The sequence below is a fragment of the Mannheimia bovis genome (assembly GCF_014541205.1).
GTDB lineage: Bacteria > Pseudomonadota > Gammaproteobacteria > Enterobacterales > Pasteurellaceae > Mannheimia > Mannheimia bovis.
In genome coordinates this window covers 93847-109759 of sequence record NZ_CP061280.1, presented here as the reverse complement: position 1 = coordinate 109759, position 15913 = coordinate 93847, and the positions used below count along the sequence as shown (strand labels likewise).

The following is a 15913-nucleotide window of genomic DNA, read 5'->3' as shown; positions in this document are numbered from 1 at the left end:
CGCTTGTTTATGGTGAGTTAGCTTAATTTAAGCCTAATGCACTTAATTTTTCTGCCTCTTCTCTAAAGCCCTCAATGGCTGCTTTGTCGAAGAAATATTGCGTGCCGCAGCATTCGCACTGCATATCAATCACGCCTTGTTTTTCTGCTAACATCTCTTCAATTTCATCTGCCGGCACTAAAAGTAATGCGGAGCCTGAGCGTTCTCTTGAGCAGCCACATTTAAATTCGGTGTCTTGTGGCGGATACACTTCCACTTGTTCTTCGTGGTATAAACGGTAGAGCAATTCTTCTGCGGTTAAGCCAAATAATTCCTCATCTTTTACCGTTTCGGTGAGCGTTGCTAAATGCTCGAAATCATCACGGCTGCCTGTGCCGTCTGGCATAATTTGGAGTAACATTCCACCTGCTACCGCTTTGCCTTCATATTCACCGTTGCGGATAATCAAGTGCGTTTGTAGCTGTTCGGAACGCTCGAAGTAATCTTCCAAACATTCACGAATGGTTGGCTTATCTAGGGCAATCACACCTTGATAGCGTTCGCCATCAGTTGGGATAATCGAAATCACCAGTACGCCGTTGCCAATCATTTCTGAAAGCGTGGCATTATCAGCCACCTCTGCCTGAACACGAGCTAAAGCTCGTAATTGTTGTTGGTCATTGCCGTTCACTACCGCTAATTTTAACGGACCATCGCCTTGAATTTGCACGGTGATTGTGCCGTTAAATTTCATTGTGGCAGTTAAAAGGCTGGTGGCGACTAACATCTCGCCCAATAAATTTTGCACCGCTTTGGGATAGTGGTGGGTATTCAAGGTTTCGGTAAAAGTGTTGTTTAAACGCACCCATTCGCCACGCACTGCACGGTCTTTGAATAGGTAGCGGTAAAGTTTGTCGTTGTCTTTGGTATAGCTCATTGTGTTTCCTAGTCTGCAAGCGGTCGGTTTTTAGTAAAATTTTGTAAAAAAATCACCGCTTGTAAAAATTAAAAAGGTGAGCAAATTGCCCACCGTGGTTAGCTGCCTCACAATATAAGGATAATTTTTGGAATTACAAGGGTTAATTTGAACGGTTTAGCTAAATTCTTGTTCTTTGAATTTGATTAAATCCCGTCGCTCTTTTTTGTTTGGGCGGCGATCCGGGTGAGGCATTGAAAGTGCATTTGCTTTGCGGGCGAACGCCATTGCCTCACGGTGTTTCACGCTTTTTTCCGTTTCTTGGTAGAGCAATTGGGCTTCAGGGGCTCCTCGGCGTTGGTCGCTTAAGGTAAGTACTTCCACCTCTTTTTCTTCATTGCCTTGGCGGAGTTTGATGATTGCTCCCACTTCAACCATCTTGCTGACTTTCGCCCGTTGTCCGTTGTAATGTACTTTACCGCCTTCAATCATCGCTTTGGCAATGGTGCGGGTTTTGTAGAAACGAGCCGCCCAGAGCCATTTATCTAAGCGGACTTCGTTCTCATTTTCTGCTTTTTCGTGTTTATTTTTCATTTTCTGCCTTAAAATTAAAAGAATAGTTGAAATATTAGAGCGAAAGTGTGATTTTTCAACTAAAATAACTCAAAAAGGTGAGATAAAATGAAAAAACAACTTCCCGAAATTTTAAAGGTAGAAACCCTGGCGAAAACTCGTATTTTTGAGGTACAAGCGGTGGATTTGCGGTTTTCCAACGGTGAAGAACGAGTTTATGAACGCTTAACGCCCCAACGTCGTTCTTCGGTGTTGGTAATGCCTATTCAACATAACGAGCTGATTATGATTAAAGAATATGCGGTTGGCTCTGAGCGTTATGAGTTAAGTTTTCCTAAAGGTATTGTTGATTTAGGCGAAGAGCCAATGGAAAGTGCTAATCGAGAATTGCAGGAAGAAATTGGTTTTGGGGCGAAAAAGTTGGATTTTCTGCGTTCGCTTTACAGTTCGCCAAGCCATATGTACGGCTTAATGCACGTTTTTGTAGCGGAAGACTTGTATCCTTCCCAATTAGAGGGTGATGAGCCTGAGCCGTTGGAAATTGTGCGTTATCCGTTAGATAAAATTGATGAATTATTAGCGGATCCTGCTTTTGCAGAATCAAGAAATTTATCCGCTCTGTTTATGCTAAGAGATTATTTAAAAGAAAATCGGTTAGAAGAAAAATAAGAATAAGCCTTTCGGAGGCAAAAATGCAAATGTTAAATCAGCAATTATTAGATAATGTTATCGCTCTTGCGAAAGAGGCAGGCGAGCATTTAAAACAATTTTATGCACGTTCGGTAGAGGTTAAAATTAAGGCAGATGATACGCCAGTTACAGAGGCAGATTTGTTTATCAGCCAATTTTTAACTACTCGTTTACAACAACTTACGCCTGATGTGCCTGTTTTGTCGGAGGAGAGCTGTAATATCCCTTTGTCTGAACGTAATCAATGGCAAGAATATTGGATTATTGACCCGTTAGACGGTACACAACAGTTTATTAATCGTACCGATCAGTTTTCGATAGTGATTGGTTTAGTACAGAAAAGAGGCGAGAAAAATCAGCCCGTTTTAGGCGTAATTTATGCACCAATCGTAGATAAACTCTATTTTGCGATGGAAGCAAGCGGTGCATTTTTGCAAGAACAGGACGAAATTCGACCGCTTGTAAAAGCAGAACTACAACTTGACAAACCGTTAGTGATTGCCGTTGGCAGTCAAATTCACGCTGATAAAGCATTGCAAGCAATAGGAGGGCGTGAAGCTCAGTTTGTTCAATATGGCTCAAGTAGCTTAAAAGCAGGGCTAGTGGCGGAAGGTAAGGCTGATTGCTACATTCGTTTTGGTGATACAGGTGAGTGGGATACCGCTGTAGCTGAGGTGTTACTCAATGAAGTGGGCGGATCTGTTTTTGACTTTAATTTTGCTCCATTAACCTATAATCAGCGTGAAACCTTTATTAATCCTTACTTTGTAATGGTAAAAAATAACTCGCTAAATTGGGATAAAATATTTTTATTCGAATAGGGTATTCCCATTAACAATTTTTATGATAATCTTGTTCCCAACAATATTTTAACAATTAAAATGAATAGGATTATTAAATGAATGCTGAAAATAGTTGCGTGGTCATTTTTGGTGCGTCAGGTGATTTAACTTTTCGTAAGTTGATTCCTGCACTTTATAATTTATACAGAATTGGAAGATTAGGCGAACACTTCTCCGTATTAGGTGTTTCTCGTTCAGATTTAACCGATAAAACCTTCCGTAAAAAAATGCGTGATGCCTTAGTAAAATTTGAAAAAGCGGAAGGAGAAGAATTAGATTCATTCTGTGAACACCTTTATTATCAAGCATTAAATACCTCTGATGCGGCAGATTATGCCAAATTACTTCCTCGTCTTGATGAATTACACGAAAAATACCAAACAGAAGGTAATACACTTTATTATCTTTCAACCCCGCCGAGTTTATACGGCACTATTCCCGAGTGTTTGGCTACTCACGGTTTAACCACAGAAGAAAAGGGGTGGAAGCGTATTATTGTAGAAAAACCTTTTGGTTACGATATTGAAACTGCGAAAAAGCTAGATATTCAAATTCACAAAAATTTTGCAGAACATCAAATTTACCGTATCGACCACTATTTAGGTAAAGAAACAGTACAAAATCTATTGGTTTTACGCTTCTCAAACGGCTTATTTGAACCGCTTTGGAACCGCAATTTTATTGATTATGTGGAAATCACAGGGGCGGAATCTATCGGCGTGGAAGACCGTGGCGGTTACTATGATGATTCTGGGGCAATGCGTGATATGTTCCAAAACCACTTATTGCAAGTATTAGCGATGGTGGCAATGGAACCTCCGGCAATTATCAACGCTAACTCAATGCGTGATGAGGTAGCAAAAGTGCTACATTGCTTGCACCCTTTAACCGAAGAAGATGTAAAACATAATGTTGTATTAGGGCAGTATGGACGTGGTATGGTTGATGGCAAAGATGTACCTGCTTACTTAGAAGAAAAAGGCGTACCTGAAGATTCTAATACCGAAACTTTTATGGCAGTAAAATGTGAAATTGATAACTGGCGTTGGGCTGGTGTGCCTTTTTATGTACGTACAGGTAAGCGTTTGCCAACGCGTGTAACGGAAATAGTCATTCATTTTAAAACCACGCCACACCCGGTATTTAGCCAAAATGCACCGGAAAATAAATTGATTATTCGTGTTCAACCGGATGAAGGTATTTCAATGCGTTTCGGCTTGAAAAAACCGGGGGCAGGCTTTGAAGCAAAAGAAGTGTCAATGGATTTCCGCTATTCGGATTTAAGTTCAACATCAAGCCTCTTAACTGCTTATGAGCGTCTATTATTAGATGCGTTAAAAGGTGATGCGACTTTATTTGCCCGTACCGATGCAGTACACGCTTGTTGGAAATTTGTTCAACCGATTTTAGCTTATAAAGCCAATCGAGGGCGTGTTTATGAATATGAATCAGGCACTTGGGGTCCGACACAGGCGGATAAATTAATCGCTAAACATGGTAAAGTGTGGCGTAAACCTTCCGGTACTTTAAAGAAAAAGGTATAGTTTTTCTTAGAATATCGTGGGGCGAACCGATGTGTCCGCCCGTAAATATCATCAGAGTAAAATATATGCAAACTAAAATTTTTGAAACCGCCCAAGCCGCCGTTGAACAAATTGCCGAAGAATTTAAAACCTACAGCGAACAAAATCGCCCAGTACATATTTCGCTTTCCGGTGGCTCAACGCCAAAATTATTATTTAAAACCTTGGCACAAGTCCCATTTAACACCGAAATTCAGTGGCAAAACTTACATTTTTGGTGGGGCGATGATCGTATGGTTCACCCAACCGATCCGGAAAGCAATTATGGCGAAGTGCAAAAGTTATTATTCGATCATATCAACATTCCAACTGAAAATATCCACCGTATTCGTGGCGAAGAGAATGTGGAGCAAGAGCTTGCAAGATTTTCACAAGAATTGACCGCTTGCGTGCCAGATTTATCCTTCGATTGGATTATTTTAGGAATGGGAACAGATGGGCATACTGCCTCGCTTTTCCCACATCAAACTGATTTTGATGATCAAAACGTGGCGGTAATTGCTAAACACCCTGAAACAGGGCAAATTCGTATTTCTAAAACCGCTTCACTAATTGAAAAAGCCAAACGTATTACTTATTTGGTAACAGGCAGCTCAAAAGCAGAGATTTTAAAAGAAATTCAAACTACACCGGCAGAAGATTTACCTTATCCGGCAGCAAAAATTAAAGCGAAAGACGGTATAACGGAGTGGTATTTGGATGGTGATGCTGCTCAAAATCTTTAACGGAAGTTTTAGTGATGTTTAACCTTAACAATAAAATCTTTACTGCCGTGCAAAATAGTGAAAGTGGAGAGGTAAATGATCAAACTCGTTTCCACTATTTTCAGCAAGATAAAATGATCTGGGCAGAATATCAAGGCGGTGAGATTTTAAGAGGGTTTTTAATTGGTAAATGGATTTCAGATTGCCAAATTGAGTTTAACTACCAGCATTTAAATCAGCAGTTAGAAAATCGTCTTGGGCGTTGTGTAACTACATTTTCTATAGATAATGGAAAATTGGTTGGGCGTGAGCATTGGCAATGGCTTGATACATTGGAAATCGGGCAATCGCAAATTATAGAGATAAATAGTACAGAAATCTTATGAAAACACTCGGAATTTTAGGTGGAATGAGTGCCGAAAGTACGGTCTCTTATTATTTGAATATCAACCGTGCAGTAAACCAAGTATTGGGTGGAAATTCCAGTGCAAAAATGCTCATCTCAAGTGTCAATTTTCAAGAAATTGTTCAACATCAAAAACAAGGTAATTGGCAACGTGCAGGTGAAATGCTCGCGGAGCAAGCGAAGTTATTAGAACAAGCCGGAGCGGAGGGCATTTTGCTTGCCACTAATACAATGCACAAAGTAGCGAAACAGATTAGTGATAATATTTCTGTTCCATTTTTGCATATTTTAGATTGTGTTGCAGATAACATTCAAGCAAAAGGATTGAGCAAAATTGCTTTACTTGGCACACAGTTTACAATGAGTGATAATTTTTATCGTGATGGTTTAAGAGAGCGTGGCATTACGCCGATTGTGCCGGATGAAGCCAAACAAAAAGAAATCCACCGCATTATTTTTGATGAATTATGTTTGGGAAAAATCGAATCAACTTCCAAAGCATTTTATCTTGAAACGATCAAGCAACTGAGCAAGCAAGGGGCTGAGGGCGTGGTTTTGGGTTGCACCGAGATTGGCTTATTAATTCAACAATCAGACTGCGAATTACCGTTTTTCGATACTGCAGAATTACATAGTCAAATGGCGGTGGATTTTGTTTTAGGAGAATAGTGGTATATTTAATAAGTGAGGAAATATGTCTAAGAAGATGTTTATCTTAATGGGAAGTGCTGATACAGGTAAAACAACCACTTTCAATCGTATATTTAGACAGATGAGTGCCCTTTTTTTAGAACAATTAGTTTATTTTTATCGTCATAGTAACGGTATTGATTTCTTAGCCGTTTTTAAGAACAAAGATAATCAACGTATAGGAATTTATTCGGCTGGAGATAGTGAGGAAGAAATTCGCTCCAGCCTATATGAATTAAATAATCAATGTTGCGATTTTATTTTTGGAACATCTAGAACTAAAGGCAAAGGTTACAAAATGATCGAGAAATATGCATCGTTATTTTATGGACATAGTGCAGAATTAGATATAATTAAGTGGTATCTAAAAGAAGATGCGAATGATAAAGACAATAAGAAAGCAGAAAAAGAGTTATTTTCAGATATTAATAAGTTATTTAAGATAAATTAAATTAAATTAAATCTATAGATTTTTCTAGTTGTAATAGGAATAAAGCTATATTTACAAGCGGTCAAATTTGCAAAAAATTTTACAAATTTAACCGCTTGCAAGAATCAAAAACAACAGGAGCAAACAATGTCAGTAAAAGGCGATATCGGCGTTATCGGTTTAGCGGTAATGGGTCAAAACTTAATTTTGAATATGAACGACAATGGCTTTAAAGTGGTGGCGTATAACCGCACTACTTCAAAAGTTGATGAGTTTTTAGCAGGTCCTGCGAAAGATACTAGCATCATCGGAGCGTATTCATTAGAAGATTTAGCAGCGAAATTGGAAAAACCACGCCGTGTAATGCTAATGGTGCGTGCGGGTGAGGTGGTTGATCAATTTATTGATGCCTTAGTGCCACACTTAGAAGAAGGCGACATTATTATTGATGGCGGTAACTCAAATTATCCGGATACCAATCGCCGTGTGCAAGCCTTAGCTGAAAAAGGTATTCGCTTTATCGGGTCAGGTGTTTCAGGTGGTGAAGAAGGGGCAAGACACGGACCATCTATTATGCCGGGTGGTGATGAGTCTGCGTGGCCGTATGTAAAACCGATTTTCCAAGCAATTTCAGCGAAAACCGACAAAGGCGAGCCTTGCTGTGATTGGGTTGGTCGTGATGGTTCAGGTCATTTCGTGAAAATGGTCCACAACGGTATCGAATATGGCGATATGCAGTTGATCTGTGAGGCTTACCAATTCTTAAAAGATGGTTTAGGTTTGAGCTACGATGAAATGCACGAAATCTTTAAAGAGTGGAAAAATACCGAATTAGACAGTTATTTAGTTGACATCACCACTGATATTCTTGCTTATAAAGATGAAGATGGCGAGCCATTAGTTGAAAAAATTCTTGATACTGCAGGTCAAAAAGGTACTGGCAAATGGACTGGTATCAACGCCCTTGATTTTGGTATTCCATTAACCTTAATCACAGAATCTGTATTTGCTCGTTGTGTATCTGCATTTAAAGATCAGCGGGTGGCGGCTTCAAGATTATTCAACAAAATCATCGGTAAAGTTGAAGGTGATAAAAAAGAGTGGGTAGAAGCAGTTCGCCGTGCGTTATTGGCTTCAAAAATTATCTCCTACGCACAAGGCTTTATGTTAATTCGTGAAGCATCTGAGCAATTTGGTTGGGATATTAACTACGGTGGTACAGCGTTATTATGGCGTGAAGGTTGTATTATCCGCAGCCGATTCTTAGGTAACATTCGTGATGCGTATGAAGCTAATCCATACTTAGTATTTTTAGGTTCAGATCCATATTTTAAAGAAATTTTAGAAAACTGCTTAGCAGATTGGCGTAAAGTAGTGGCTAAATCAATTGAGATTGGTTTACCTGTTCCTTGTATGGCATCTGCAATTACGTTCTTAGATGGTTATACTTCAGATCGCTTACCGGCAAACTTACTCCAAGCTCAACGTGACTACTTCGGTGCTCACACTTATGAGCGTACTGACAAACCACGCGGTGAGTTCTTCCACACCAACTGGACAGGTCGTGGTGGTAATACTGCTTCAACCACTTATGATGTTTAATTAATTTTTAAAGCCACTTAATGTATTAAGTGGCTTTTTTCTTAAGATTTTTTCAATAGTTATTGGAGTAAATATTTCTAAAGGTGTATAATAATGGAGCAATATTCCAACTCTATGTAAGGAGAACCTATGCTTACCGATCAAGATATTTTTAATCGCTATCAAACCAAAGAAGCGGAATTTAACAAAAGTGCAGATATCAGCCTTATCGGCCACTCTCTGTTTGATATGTGGGGCGATATGGAAAATGGTACGCCAAATTTAGCCGGACAAAGTGTGGCAAATCTAGGCTTGTCTGGTACGAGTACTCGCCAATATTTAGATGTGATTATTAAGCCAAACCGCATTAAATATGTGGGTAAAAACGTCTTTATTTTCCTTGGCGTGAACGATATCGTAAAAGAGCCAGACTATTCACCAAAACAAGTGTTAGATTGGATTAAGGAAATTGTAGCAGGCTTAAAAGCAATTTCACCGGACTCTCGCTATTTTTTACTTGAAGCAACTCCGGTAAATAACATTGCGACAACGGATAATCCACCAATTCGAGAGATGAATGCCTATTTTGAGGCGAATTGCCCGGCAGATCTCACTTATGTGAAAACGTGGACCCATTTTGAAAACGAAGAAGGCAAGTTAGACCTTAATTTATGCCACGATGGCTTGCATTTCACTCAGGCTGGCTATGATCGTTTAGAAGCAATTTTGGAAGCGAATTTATAGTTTTCGTTAAATACTAAAAGAACAAGCGGTCAGATTTTTGCAAAATTTTACAAAATTCTGACCACTTATTAATCAATTACAATGCTTCAATTTCTCTGATCTACAGAGATATTCTTACATTTCATAATTACTTATTCTGAGATTTTTCCATTTTCTCTCTCATTTTCTTACCTTCTTCCGAAGACCACCAAACAGGTTGAATAAGCTCTTTTTTGATATTTAATCCATTTAGCCAAGAATATTCTGATTTAAATGTCGTAATATCTTCATCGTATTTATCACGAAAGATCCCACTTTCCAAGAAACGAGTAACATCAAAATTACCGATATAAACGATCTCACCTTTTTTCACTGTAAAAGTTAATGGCTCGTTTGGTTCTTTAATTGGTGTACCTGCGGTTTGAATAAAACGATAAGAGGTGAATTTATAATTACCTTCTGGTAATGCGAATGCTCCAAAGAATTTTTTCACTTTCGCTTGGGTAGGAAGAGCAATAGGGAAATCCTTAACGACTAATCGCTCTTTCGTTTGATTAGCTTCAACAGAAAATATAACACCGGTAGATGCAAAAAGCCCTCTATCTGTTACTGATAAAAGCACTATGCCTTTTTCATTAAGATCAGGGGCTGAAAATGTTGATATACTATTTGTACAGCCTGTTAATAAAGATAAAAGAATAATAGGAAAGAGAAATAATTTTTTACACATAGTGTGAGCCCTTTAGTTAAATAAATACTTTAAAAATAAACAAGCGGTCAGATTTTTGCAAAATTTTACAAAATCCACCGCTTGTTAATCAATTACAATGCTTCAATTTCTTGATACTGCACCTGCAATTTCTCTAATCCACTCAGATACTCTTGCATTTTTTCACGCTCTTTGGCGATAACTTGCTCTGGGGCTTTTGCCACAAAGGCTTCGTTGGAAAGTTTGCCTTCGATGCGAGCCACTTCTCCTTTGAGTTTATCCATCTCTTTGGTTAAACGAGATAACTCAGCTTCTTTATTGATAAAGCCTGCCATTGGGATCAGGATTTCGCCGTTTGCGACCAATTTCGCCACCGATAACGGTGCGTTCTTGCCATTTTCCAGCACTTTCACGCTATCAAGTTTTGCCATTGATTTGAGCAATACTTCGTTCGCATTGAGAATTGCGACTTCATCCGCTGAGAAGTTACGGGCGATCAGGTCTAAGCCTTTGCTTGGGGCAATGTTGCTTTCTGCACGAATATTACGCACTGCCACAATCACTTCTTTAATGAAGTTGATTTGGTTTTCGGCTTGTTCGTCAATCGCAAGCGGGTCAAATTGTGGGAATTTTTGCAACATAATAGTATCCGCTTCAATGCCGACAAAGCCTTTCACTTTTTGCCAGATTTCTTCGGTGATGAACGGCATTACCGGATGGATTAAACGCAGTAATTTTTCCAACACATTCACCAGTGTACGGCTTGCACCACGACGTTGTGCATCTGTGCCTTTGAAGAAGATCGGTTTGGTCAGTTCTAAGTACCAGTCGCAGAATTGATCCCAAGTAAATTCGTAGATCGCATTTGCCACTAAGTCGAAACGGTATTGGCTGAGTGCGGTGCGGAAGGTTTCCACCGCACGGTTGAATTGGCTTTCAATCCAACGATCCGCCAGGCTGTATTCCACTTCGCCTTCGCTTAAATCCAACTTGTCGTTGGTCAGCACATAACGGCTAGCATTCCACAATTTGTTGCAGAAGTTGCGGTAGCCTTCTAGGCGTTTCATATCCCAGTTGATGTCACGGCCGTTGCTCGCAAGGGCGGTAAGCGTGAAACGCAGAGCGTCCGTACCGTGTGCCACAATGCCTTCGCTGAACTCTTTGCGGGTTGCTTTGGCAATTTTCTCGGCAAGTTGCGGTTGCATCATATTGCCGGTGCGTTTTTCCAACAGATCGTCAAGGGAAATACCGTCAATCATATCAATCGGGTCAAGTACGTTACCCTTCGATTTCGACATCTTTTGCCCTTGCTCATCACGGATTAAGCCCGTTACATACACGGTTTTGAACGGCACTTGTGGTTTGCCGTTTTCATCTTTGATGAAGTGCATCGTGAACATAATCATACGAGCCACCCAGAAGAAGATGATGTCAAAACCAGTAATTAACACATCGGTCGGGTGGAACATTTTGAGTTCTTTGGTCTGCTCCGGCCAGCCAAGGGTCGAGAACGTCCATAAACCCGATGAGAACCAAGTATCTAACACGTCTTCATCTTGTTTTAATGCTAAATCCGCAGATAAGTTATGCTTCGCACGCACTTCCGCTTCATCACGGGCGACATAGACATTGCCTTGCTCGTCATACCACGCAGGGATACGGTGTCCCCACCAAAGTTGGCGAGAGATACACCAGTCTTGAATATCACGCATCCAAGAGAAGTAGAGATTTTCGTACTGTTTCGGTACGAATTGGATTTCGCCGTCTTCCACCGCTTTGGTCGCCACTTCCGCCAAAGGCTTAACAGAAACGTACCATTGGTCGGTTAGCATCGGCTCGATTGGCACACCGCCACGGTCGCCATAAGGCACTTTTAAGTCGTGCGGTTTGATTTGATCGAGTAAGCCCAACGCTTCAAAATCGGCAACAATTTTCTTACGAGCCACAAAACGCTCTAAGCCTTGATAGTCGGCAGGGATTGGGGCGGCATAGCCGGCAAGCGGTTTGCCGTCCGTGCCGATAATCTCTGCTTCCGCACGAATATCGGCATTTAAGGTCAGGATATTCACCATCGGCAAGCTGTGGCGTTTGCCCACTTCGTAGTCGTTGAAGTCGTGGGCAGGGGTGATTTTCACTACGCCTGTACCAAATTCACGATCCACATATTCATCGGCAATAATCGGGATTTCACGGTTGGCAAGCGGTAGGATTACCGTTTTACCAATCAGCGATTGATAACGCTCATCTTCCGGGTGAACCGCTACCGCTGTATCGCCCAACATCGTTTCAGGGCGAGTAGTCGCCACCACCAAATAATCTAAGCCATCCGCGGTTTTCGCCCCGTTGGCAAGCGGATAGCGGAAGTGCCAGAGCGAGCCTTTGCTCTCTTTATTTTCCACTTCCAAATCAGAAATAGCAGTGTGCAGTTTCGGATCCCAGTTTACCAAGCGTTTGCCACGGTAAATCAAGCCTTCTTCGTGTAAGCGAACAAACACTTCTTTCACCGCATTAGACAAGCCCTCGTCCATCGTAAAACGCTCACGATCCCAGTCAATCGAGTTGCCTAAGCGACGCATTTGCTGGCTGATCGTACCGCCCGAATAGGCTTTCCAATCCCAGATTTTGTTGATAAAGGCTTCACGACCATAATCGTGGCGGGTTTTACCCTCTTCGGCAGCGATTTTACGCTCCACCACCATTTGGGTCGCAATCCCTGCGTGGTCAGTCCCCGCTTGCCAAAGGGTGTTATTGCCTTCCATACGGTTGAAACGGATTAAGGTATCCATCAACGTCTGCTGGAAAGCGTGCCCCATATGCAACGAGCCGGTTACATTCGGCGGCGGAATAGCGATACAGTAGCTTGGTGCGGATAAATCTTCGCTCGGTTTAAAATAGCCTTGCGATTCCCAGTGTTGGTAGAGTGCTTGCTCTACGGCGGAAGGGTTAAAACGGTCTTCCATTGTGAATTGTTTTGTCATTTATTTTTTCTCTTGTTTAATAATTTTAAAATTATCTCTCTCATTAGGGGATTACTTAGGGATTTATTATTCCTCTTACTTTTTTTCTATTTTTTCCCAAGTTGCTTTTTGCTGTTTACACAACTTTGCTCAACCTCTTTAATCTCATCTTCTATACTGGATGAGAAATTGATTAATTTGATTGTCGGAGGAAATATACCAGTTTTATCTTCTTTCGTACTTAATGTTAGTGTTCCCAGATTACTATTGATTTCTTTAATTTTAAATGTTGATAACTCAGTATATCCCCCATTAACAAGATAACTCAATTTCAACTCTCTATCAAAAATAAGATTTAGTAATGTTGGTTTAGAACTTTCCAATCTAAAGCCCCATGTTAAAGGTACTAACTTACACAGATCGGCTGAAATCATTTCTCCTACAATTGAGTTATCTTCTTTATCAATCATTAACTCAATAATAACTCCTGGTTGATTTTCAGGTATATTCAATAATTTATAGTCGATAATATAATTTGTATTTGTAGACCATAAACCACCCAGTTTTTTATTATATAGGTAATTCTCCTCGAAATTTTTCCAAATAATAGGCATGTTTGCGATGCGTTCTAAAATATCAGTTGTGAAGATACTCCATATTGCAGATATAAGAATAATAGGAATTTTGTTATTTTTTATTAACTGTATGAAACTATGCCCTTCTTTATGGGTATCAATAACTTTTTCAGACTTTTTCCTATTCTTTTTCATTTTTATAATATCTGTTACAAAATCTGCGATGGCTCTCGTCTCTGATGAGTGCCTATTTATTTAAGCATCCGTCAGAGACGAGCACTATCGTTTGGTATTTTACAAGCGGTCTGTTTTGAGTAATTTTTTGCAAAATTCTGCCTAAATCCAACCGCTTGTCACCCCACAAGAGCCGTGTAGGGTTAGGCATAACCGAGCCACTCTGAGGCTCTTTGTTTTTTCTAACTTTCAGCTCCGGAGGAACTGGGATTATCGAGCCTAGCACGGCTCGTGTTAGACAGAACATACCATATCCAAATGCGGTATCCCATCTTCCAAATACACATCAGACATCGCTTTAAAGCCAAAACTCTCATAAAACCCTTGCAGATAACTTTGAGCTTGGGCGTGGATCGGTTGAGCAGGGAAATGTTCTCGGCAATACTCCATCGCTTTTTGCACTAATTCCCTTGCCAAGCCTGCACCACGCTGTTCTTTTATGACTAGCACTCTGCCGATATGTACACCGTCATCACTTGGAATTAGGCGGCAGTAAGCGGTCAAATTGTTTGAGTTTTTTGCAAAGAAATGCATTGCCTGTAGGTCTTTATCATCTACCTCTTGATAAGGGCAATTTTGCTCGACTACAAACACCGCAGTGCGGAGTTTGTAGATTTCAAATAGCTCTTGGGTGGAAAGTTGCTCAAAGGTTTTAGTTTGCCAATTTATTGTGTTTAGCATTGCACGGTTTCCAATTGCCAGCCTAATTGGCGATATTGTTTATAGCGTTCGCGTGCTTGTGCTTTGGCAGTTTCTTCCACCGGCACAAAATCAATAATTTGATTGAAACTGTTAATAAAATCAGGCAGTTCGGTTTGCAGGGAAATCAATAAATCCCGGTGCTGTGCATTGCGTTTACCTTTCCAAGAAATTTCAATCGGCGTTGGGTAAGTAGTAATTTCACCCGATAAATTATGCGGTACGAAAGAAACAGGATCTCTTGCCCAAAGTGCTTCATCAATATTGAAGGCTTGTTGTTCTGTTTCACAGGCAATAAGCACTCGTTTACCTAATCGCCACGCTTGAGCTGCAAGTTCACAAGCCTGAGCTTCAGCGGCTGAAATATTGGCTGAATCGGTTTGGCTTAGAAGATAAAATTGCACTTGTTTCACAGCATATTCCTAAACAATATATTGATATACTTAAACAGTAGATTTTAGCTGAAAATCAGGGAAATATAAAATCTAAGCGGCATTTTTTGCAAAAAATATGAGAAAAAGCACCGCTTGTATTTGTTTGAGTGGCGGAACTAATTCCATTTTATCGCCTCTAAAGAAACAATGCACTATTTCAGTAGTTGGAAATTGTGTAGAATATCTCTCCCACTTGGCTATTTTATAAGGAACTTACTATGGGTTTATTTGATTTTGTAGGCGACATTGGTCGTAAATTATTTAACAAAGAAGAAGATGCGTCAAAAGCGGTAACGGAGCATTTGGCGGAAGATAATCCGGGCGTTGAAAATGTGAACGTAATGGTTGAAAACGGTGTAGCAAAAATTTCCGGTATTGCTTCAAGTGCAGCCGCTGTTGAGAAAGCGGTGTTGATGGCAGGTAACGTAGCCGGTATTACTAACGTGAATATTGATGCCTTACAACTTGCAAGAGAAGAGCAGTTAGCCGGCGATGATGAGTTTTACGTTATCCAAAAAGGTGATACTTTATGGGAAATCGCAACGAAAGCATACGGCAACGGTGCAAAATATAAAGCGATTGTGGAAGCGAATAAAGAAGTAATTAAAGACGAAAATAAAATCTTCCCGGGGCAGAAAATCCGTATTCCAAAAGGTTTATAATTAAGAAAGAGCTAAACTTGTGAAAGTTTAGCTCTTTTTATCTAACAGTTTATTAAAAAGCTCTGCGATTGCAGAGCTTTTAAGTGATAGTATTATTTGTTTTCTACCGCCTGTTTCACCTCTTCAGCTTTTGTTTCGGTTACTTCTTTTAACTCAGCTGCTTTTTCAACTACAACATTTTTAGCGGCATCTGTTTTATCTGAAACTGTTTGTACAGCATCTTTAGCAGCTTCTTTTAATTCTTCCATCTTTGCTTCAGCAACTACTTTTACTTCAGACGCTTTCTCGGCTACAGCATTTTTAGCAGCCTCTGCTTTGTCTGCGGTTGCTTGTACAGCTTCTTTCGTAGCCTCTTTAACTTCTGCTGCTTTTTCCGCAACGGTTTCTTTCACTTCAGCTGCTTTGTTTACGGTAGCTTGTGTTGCTTCTTTTGCTTGATCACAAGCTGCAAGCGTTATTGTTGTGCCTAATACTAATAAAGACAAAATTGTTTTTTTCATTCCGAGTTCCTTAAATTAAAAAATAA

18 protein-coding genes are annotated in these 15913 nt (G+C 40.2%); 10 read left to right on the top strand and 8 right to left on the bottom strand.

Annotated features, from left to right (window positions below):
• Positions 1 to 22: 22 nt before the first annotated feature.
• Together hslO and hslR are read right to left on the bottom strand one after the other, a co-directional pair.
• Entirely contained in the window at positions 23 to 916 is an 894-nt protein-coding gene (hslO, locus tag ICJ55_RS00570; protein ID WP_188156874.1) for an Hsp33 family molecular chaperone HslO, read from the bottom strand.
• Between the two features lie 156 nt (positions 917 to 1072).
• Positions 1073 to 1489, bottom strand: coding sequence for a ribosome-associated heat shock protein Hsp15 (gene hslR, locus ICJ55_RS00565; protein WP_188156873.1), 417 nt, complete (start codon positions 1487 to 1489; stop codon positions 1073 to 1075).
• Between the two features lie 87 nt (positions 1490 to 1576).
• On the opposite strand from hslR, the gene nudE reads away from it, so the two are divergent.
• The 9 genes from nudE (at position 1577) to ICJ55_RS00520 (ending at position 9138) form a co-directional block, all read left to right on the top strand.
• On the top strand, positions 1577 to 2137 hold the full coding sequence (gene nudE, locus ICJ55_RS00560) for an ADP compounds hydrolase NudE (RefSeq protein ID WP_188156872.1): 561 nt from the start codon (positions 1577 to 1579) through the stop codon (positions 2135 to 2137).
• A 23-nt stretch (positions 2138 to 2160) separates the two neighbouring features.
• Positions 2161 to 2979: a 3'(2'),5'-bisphosphate nucleotidase CysQ gene (cysQ, locus tag ICJ55_RS00555; RefSeq protein ID WP_188156871.1), complete on the top strand. Its 819-nt coding sequence runs from the start codon at positions 2161 to 2163 to the stop codon at positions 2977 to 2979.
• A gap of 77 nt (positions 2980 to 3056) precedes the next feature.
• Positions 3057 to 4544: a glucose-6-phosphate dehydrogenase gene (zwf, locus tag ICJ55_RS00550; RefSeq protein ID WP_188156870.1), complete on the top strand. Its 1488-nt coding sequence runs from the start codon at positions 3057 to 3059 to the stop codon at positions 4542 to 4544.
• Positions 4545 to 4609: 65 nt separating this feature from the next.
• A complete protein-coding gene (pgl, locus tag ICJ55_RS00545) occupies positions 4610 to 5308 on the top strand; it encodes a 6-phosphogluconolactonase (protein ID WP_188156869.1) in 699 nt (232 codons plus the stop codon).
• A 14-nt stretch (positions 5309 to 5322) separates the two neighbouring features.
• Positions 5323 to 5673: an avidin-fold protein gene (locus ICJ55_RS00540; protein ID WP_188156868.1), complete on the top strand. Its 351-nt coding sequence runs from the start codon at positions 5323 to 5325 to the stop codon at positions 5671 to 5673.
• Positions 5670 to 6362, top strand: coding sequence for an aspartate/glutamate racemase family protein (locus tag ICJ55_RS00535; RefSeq protein ID WP_188156867.1), 693 nt, complete (start codon positions 5670 to 5672; stop codon positions 6360 to 6362). The genes ICJ55_RS00540 and ICJ55_RS00535 overlap by 4 nt, the downstream gene beginning before the upstream one ends.
• Before the next feature lie 25 nt (positions 6363 to 6387).
• Positions 6388 to 6834 carry a hypothetical protein gene (locus ICJ55_RS00530; RefSeq protein WP_188156866.1) on the top strand — a complete coding sequence of 149 codons (447 nt, stop codon included), beginning with the start codon at positions 6388 to 6390 and terminating at the stop codon, positions 6832 to 6834.
• Positions 6835 to 6960: 126 nt separating this feature from the next.
• The gene (gene gnd / locus ICJ55_RS00525; protein ID WP_188156865.1) at positions 6961 to 8415 is read left to right on the top strand and encodes a decarboxylating NADP(+)-dependent phosphogluconate dehydrogenase; all 1455 of its coding nucleotides are present in this window, start codon (positions 6961 to 6963) and stop codon (positions 8413 to 8415) included.
• Between the two features lie 129 nt (positions 8416 to 8544).
• Positions 8545 to 9138 (top strand): GDSL-type esterase/lipase family protein, encoded by a 594-nt coding sequence (locus tag ICJ55_RS00520; protein WP_188156864.1) that lies wholly within the window; start codon positions 8545 to 8547, stop codon positions 9136 to 9138.
• Positions 9139 to 9265: 127 nt separating this feature from the next.
• Here ICJ55_RS00520 and ICJ55_RS00515 read toward each other — a convergent pair whose 3' ends face one another.
• The 5 genes from ICJ55_RS00515 to ICJ55_RS00495 all read right to left on the bottom strand — a co-directional run bounded on the left by ICJ55_RS00515 (position 9266) and on the right by ICJ55_RS00495 (position 14704).
• Positions 9266 to 9847, bottom strand: a complete 582-nt coding sequence (locus ICJ55_RS00515; RefSeq protein WP_188156863.1) for a hypothetical protein — start codon at positions 9845 to 9847, stop codon at positions 9266 to 9268.
• Positions 9848 to 9939: 92 nt separating this feature from the next.
• On the bottom strand, positions 9940 to 12804 hold the full coding sequence (locus tag ICJ55_RS00510) for a valine--tRNA ligase (protein ID WP_188156862.1): 2865 nt from the start codon (positions 12802 to 12804) through the stop codon (positions 9940 to 9942).
• A gap of 86 nt (positions 12805 to 12890) precedes the next feature.
• On the bottom strand, positions 12891 to 13553 hold the full coding sequence (locus ICJ55_RS00505; protein ID WP_188156861.1) for a hypothetical protein: 663 nt from the start codon (positions 13551 to 13553) through the stop codon (positions 12891 to 12893).
• A 273-nt stretch (positions 13554 to 13826) separates the two neighbouring features.
• Positions 13827 to 14273: a GNAT family N-acetyltransferase gene (locus ICJ55_RS00500; protein ID WP_188156860.1), complete on the bottom strand. Its 447-nt coding sequence runs from the start codon at positions 14271 to 14273 to the stop codon at positions 13827 to 13829.
• Positions 14267 to 14704, bottom strand: coding sequence for a DNA polymerase III subunit chi (locus tag ICJ55_RS00495; RefSeq protein ID WP_188156859.1), 438 nt, complete (start codon positions 14702 to 14704; stop codon positions 14267 to 14269). Before ICJ55_RS00495 ends, ICJ55_RS00500 begins: the two co-directional genes overlap by 7 nt.
• A gap of 239 nt (positions 14705 to 14943) precedes the next feature.
• Between ICJ55_RS00495 and lysM the strand changes: the two genes are divergently transcribed.
• Positions 14944 to 15387, top strand: a complete 444-nt coding sequence (gene lysM / locus ICJ55_RS00490) for a peptidoglycan-binding protein LysM (protein WP_188156858.1) — start codon at positions 14944 to 14946, stop codon at positions 15385 to 15387.
• 92 nt (positions 15388 to 15479) lie between these two features.
• On the opposite strand, the gene ICJ55_RS00485 is transcribed toward lysM, so the two are convergent.
• Positions 15480 to 15887, bottom strand: a complete 408-nt coding sequence (locus ICJ55_RS00485) for a hypothetical protein (protein WP_188156857.1) — start codon at positions 15885 to 15887, stop codon at positions 15480 to 15482.
• Positions 15888 to 15913: the final 26 nt, after the last annotated feature.

Bases quoted from the DNA above. Each gene is read 5' to 3' on its own strand.
- hslO (WP_188156874.1), bottom strand. From the start codon at position 916: ATGAGCTATACCAAAGACAACGACAAACTTTACCGCTACCTATTCAAA.
- hslR (WP_188156873.1), bottom strand. From the start codon at position 1,489: ATGAAAAATAAACACGAAAAAGCAGAAAATGAGAACGAAGTCCGCTTA.
- nudE (WP_188156872.1), top strand. From the start codon at position 1,577: ATGAAAAAACAACTTCCCGAAATTTTAAAGGTAGAAACCCTGGCGAAA.
- cysQ (WP_188156871.1), top strand. From the start codon at position 2,161: ATGCAAATGTTAAATCAGCAATTATTAGATAATGTTATCGCTCTTGCG.
- zwf (WP_188156870.1), top strand. From the start codon at position 3,057: ATGAATGCTGAAAATAGTTGCGTGGTCATTTTTGGTGCGTCAGGTGAT.
- pgl (WP_188156869.1), top strand. From the start codon at position 4,610: ATGCAAACTAAAATTTTTGAAACCGCCCAAGCCGCCGTTGAACAAATT.
- ICJ55_RS00540 (WP_188156868.1), top strand. From the start codon at position 5,323: ATGTTTAACCTTAACAATAAAATCTTTACTGCCGTGCAAAATAGTGAA.
- ICJ55_RS00535 (WP_188156867.1), top strand. From the start codon at position 5,670: ATGAAAACACTCGGAATTTTAGGTGGAATGAGTGCCGAAAGTACGGTC.
- ICJ55_RS00530 (WP_188156866.1), top strand. From the start codon at position 6,388: ATGTCTAAGAAGATGTTTATCTTAATGGGAAGTGCTGATACAGGTAAA.
- gnd (WP_188156865.1), top strand. From the start codon at position 6,961: ATGTCAGTAAAAGGCGATATCGGCGTTATCGGTTTAGCGGTAATGGGT.
- ICJ55_RS00520 (WP_188156864.1), top strand. From the start codon at position 8,545: ATGCTTACCGATCAAGATATTTTTAATCGCTATCAAACCAAAGAAGCG.
- ICJ55_RS00515 (WP_188156863.1), bottom strand. From the start codon at position 9,847: ATGTGTAAAAAATTATTTCTCTTTCCTATTATTCTTTTATCTTTATTA.
- ICJ55_RS00510 (WP_188156862.1), bottom strand. From the start codon at position 12,804: ATGACAAAACAATTCACAATGGAAGACCGTTTTAACCCTTCCGCCGTA.
- ICJ55_RS00505 (WP_188156861.1), bottom strand. From the start codon at position 13,553: ATGAAAAAGAATAGGAAAAAGTCTGAAAAAGTTATTGATACCCATAAA.
- ICJ55_RS00500 (WP_188156860.1), bottom strand. From the start codon at position 14,273: ATGCTAAACACAATAAATTGGCAAACTAAAACCTTTGAGCAACTTTCC.
- lysM (WP_188156858.1), top strand. From the start codon at position 14,944: ATGGGTTTATTTGATTTTGTAGGCGACATTGGTCGTAAATTATTTAAC.
- ICJ55_RS00485 (WP_188156857.1), bottom strand. From the start codon at position 15,887: ATGAAAAAAACAATTTTGTCTTTATTAGTATTAGGCACAACAATAACG.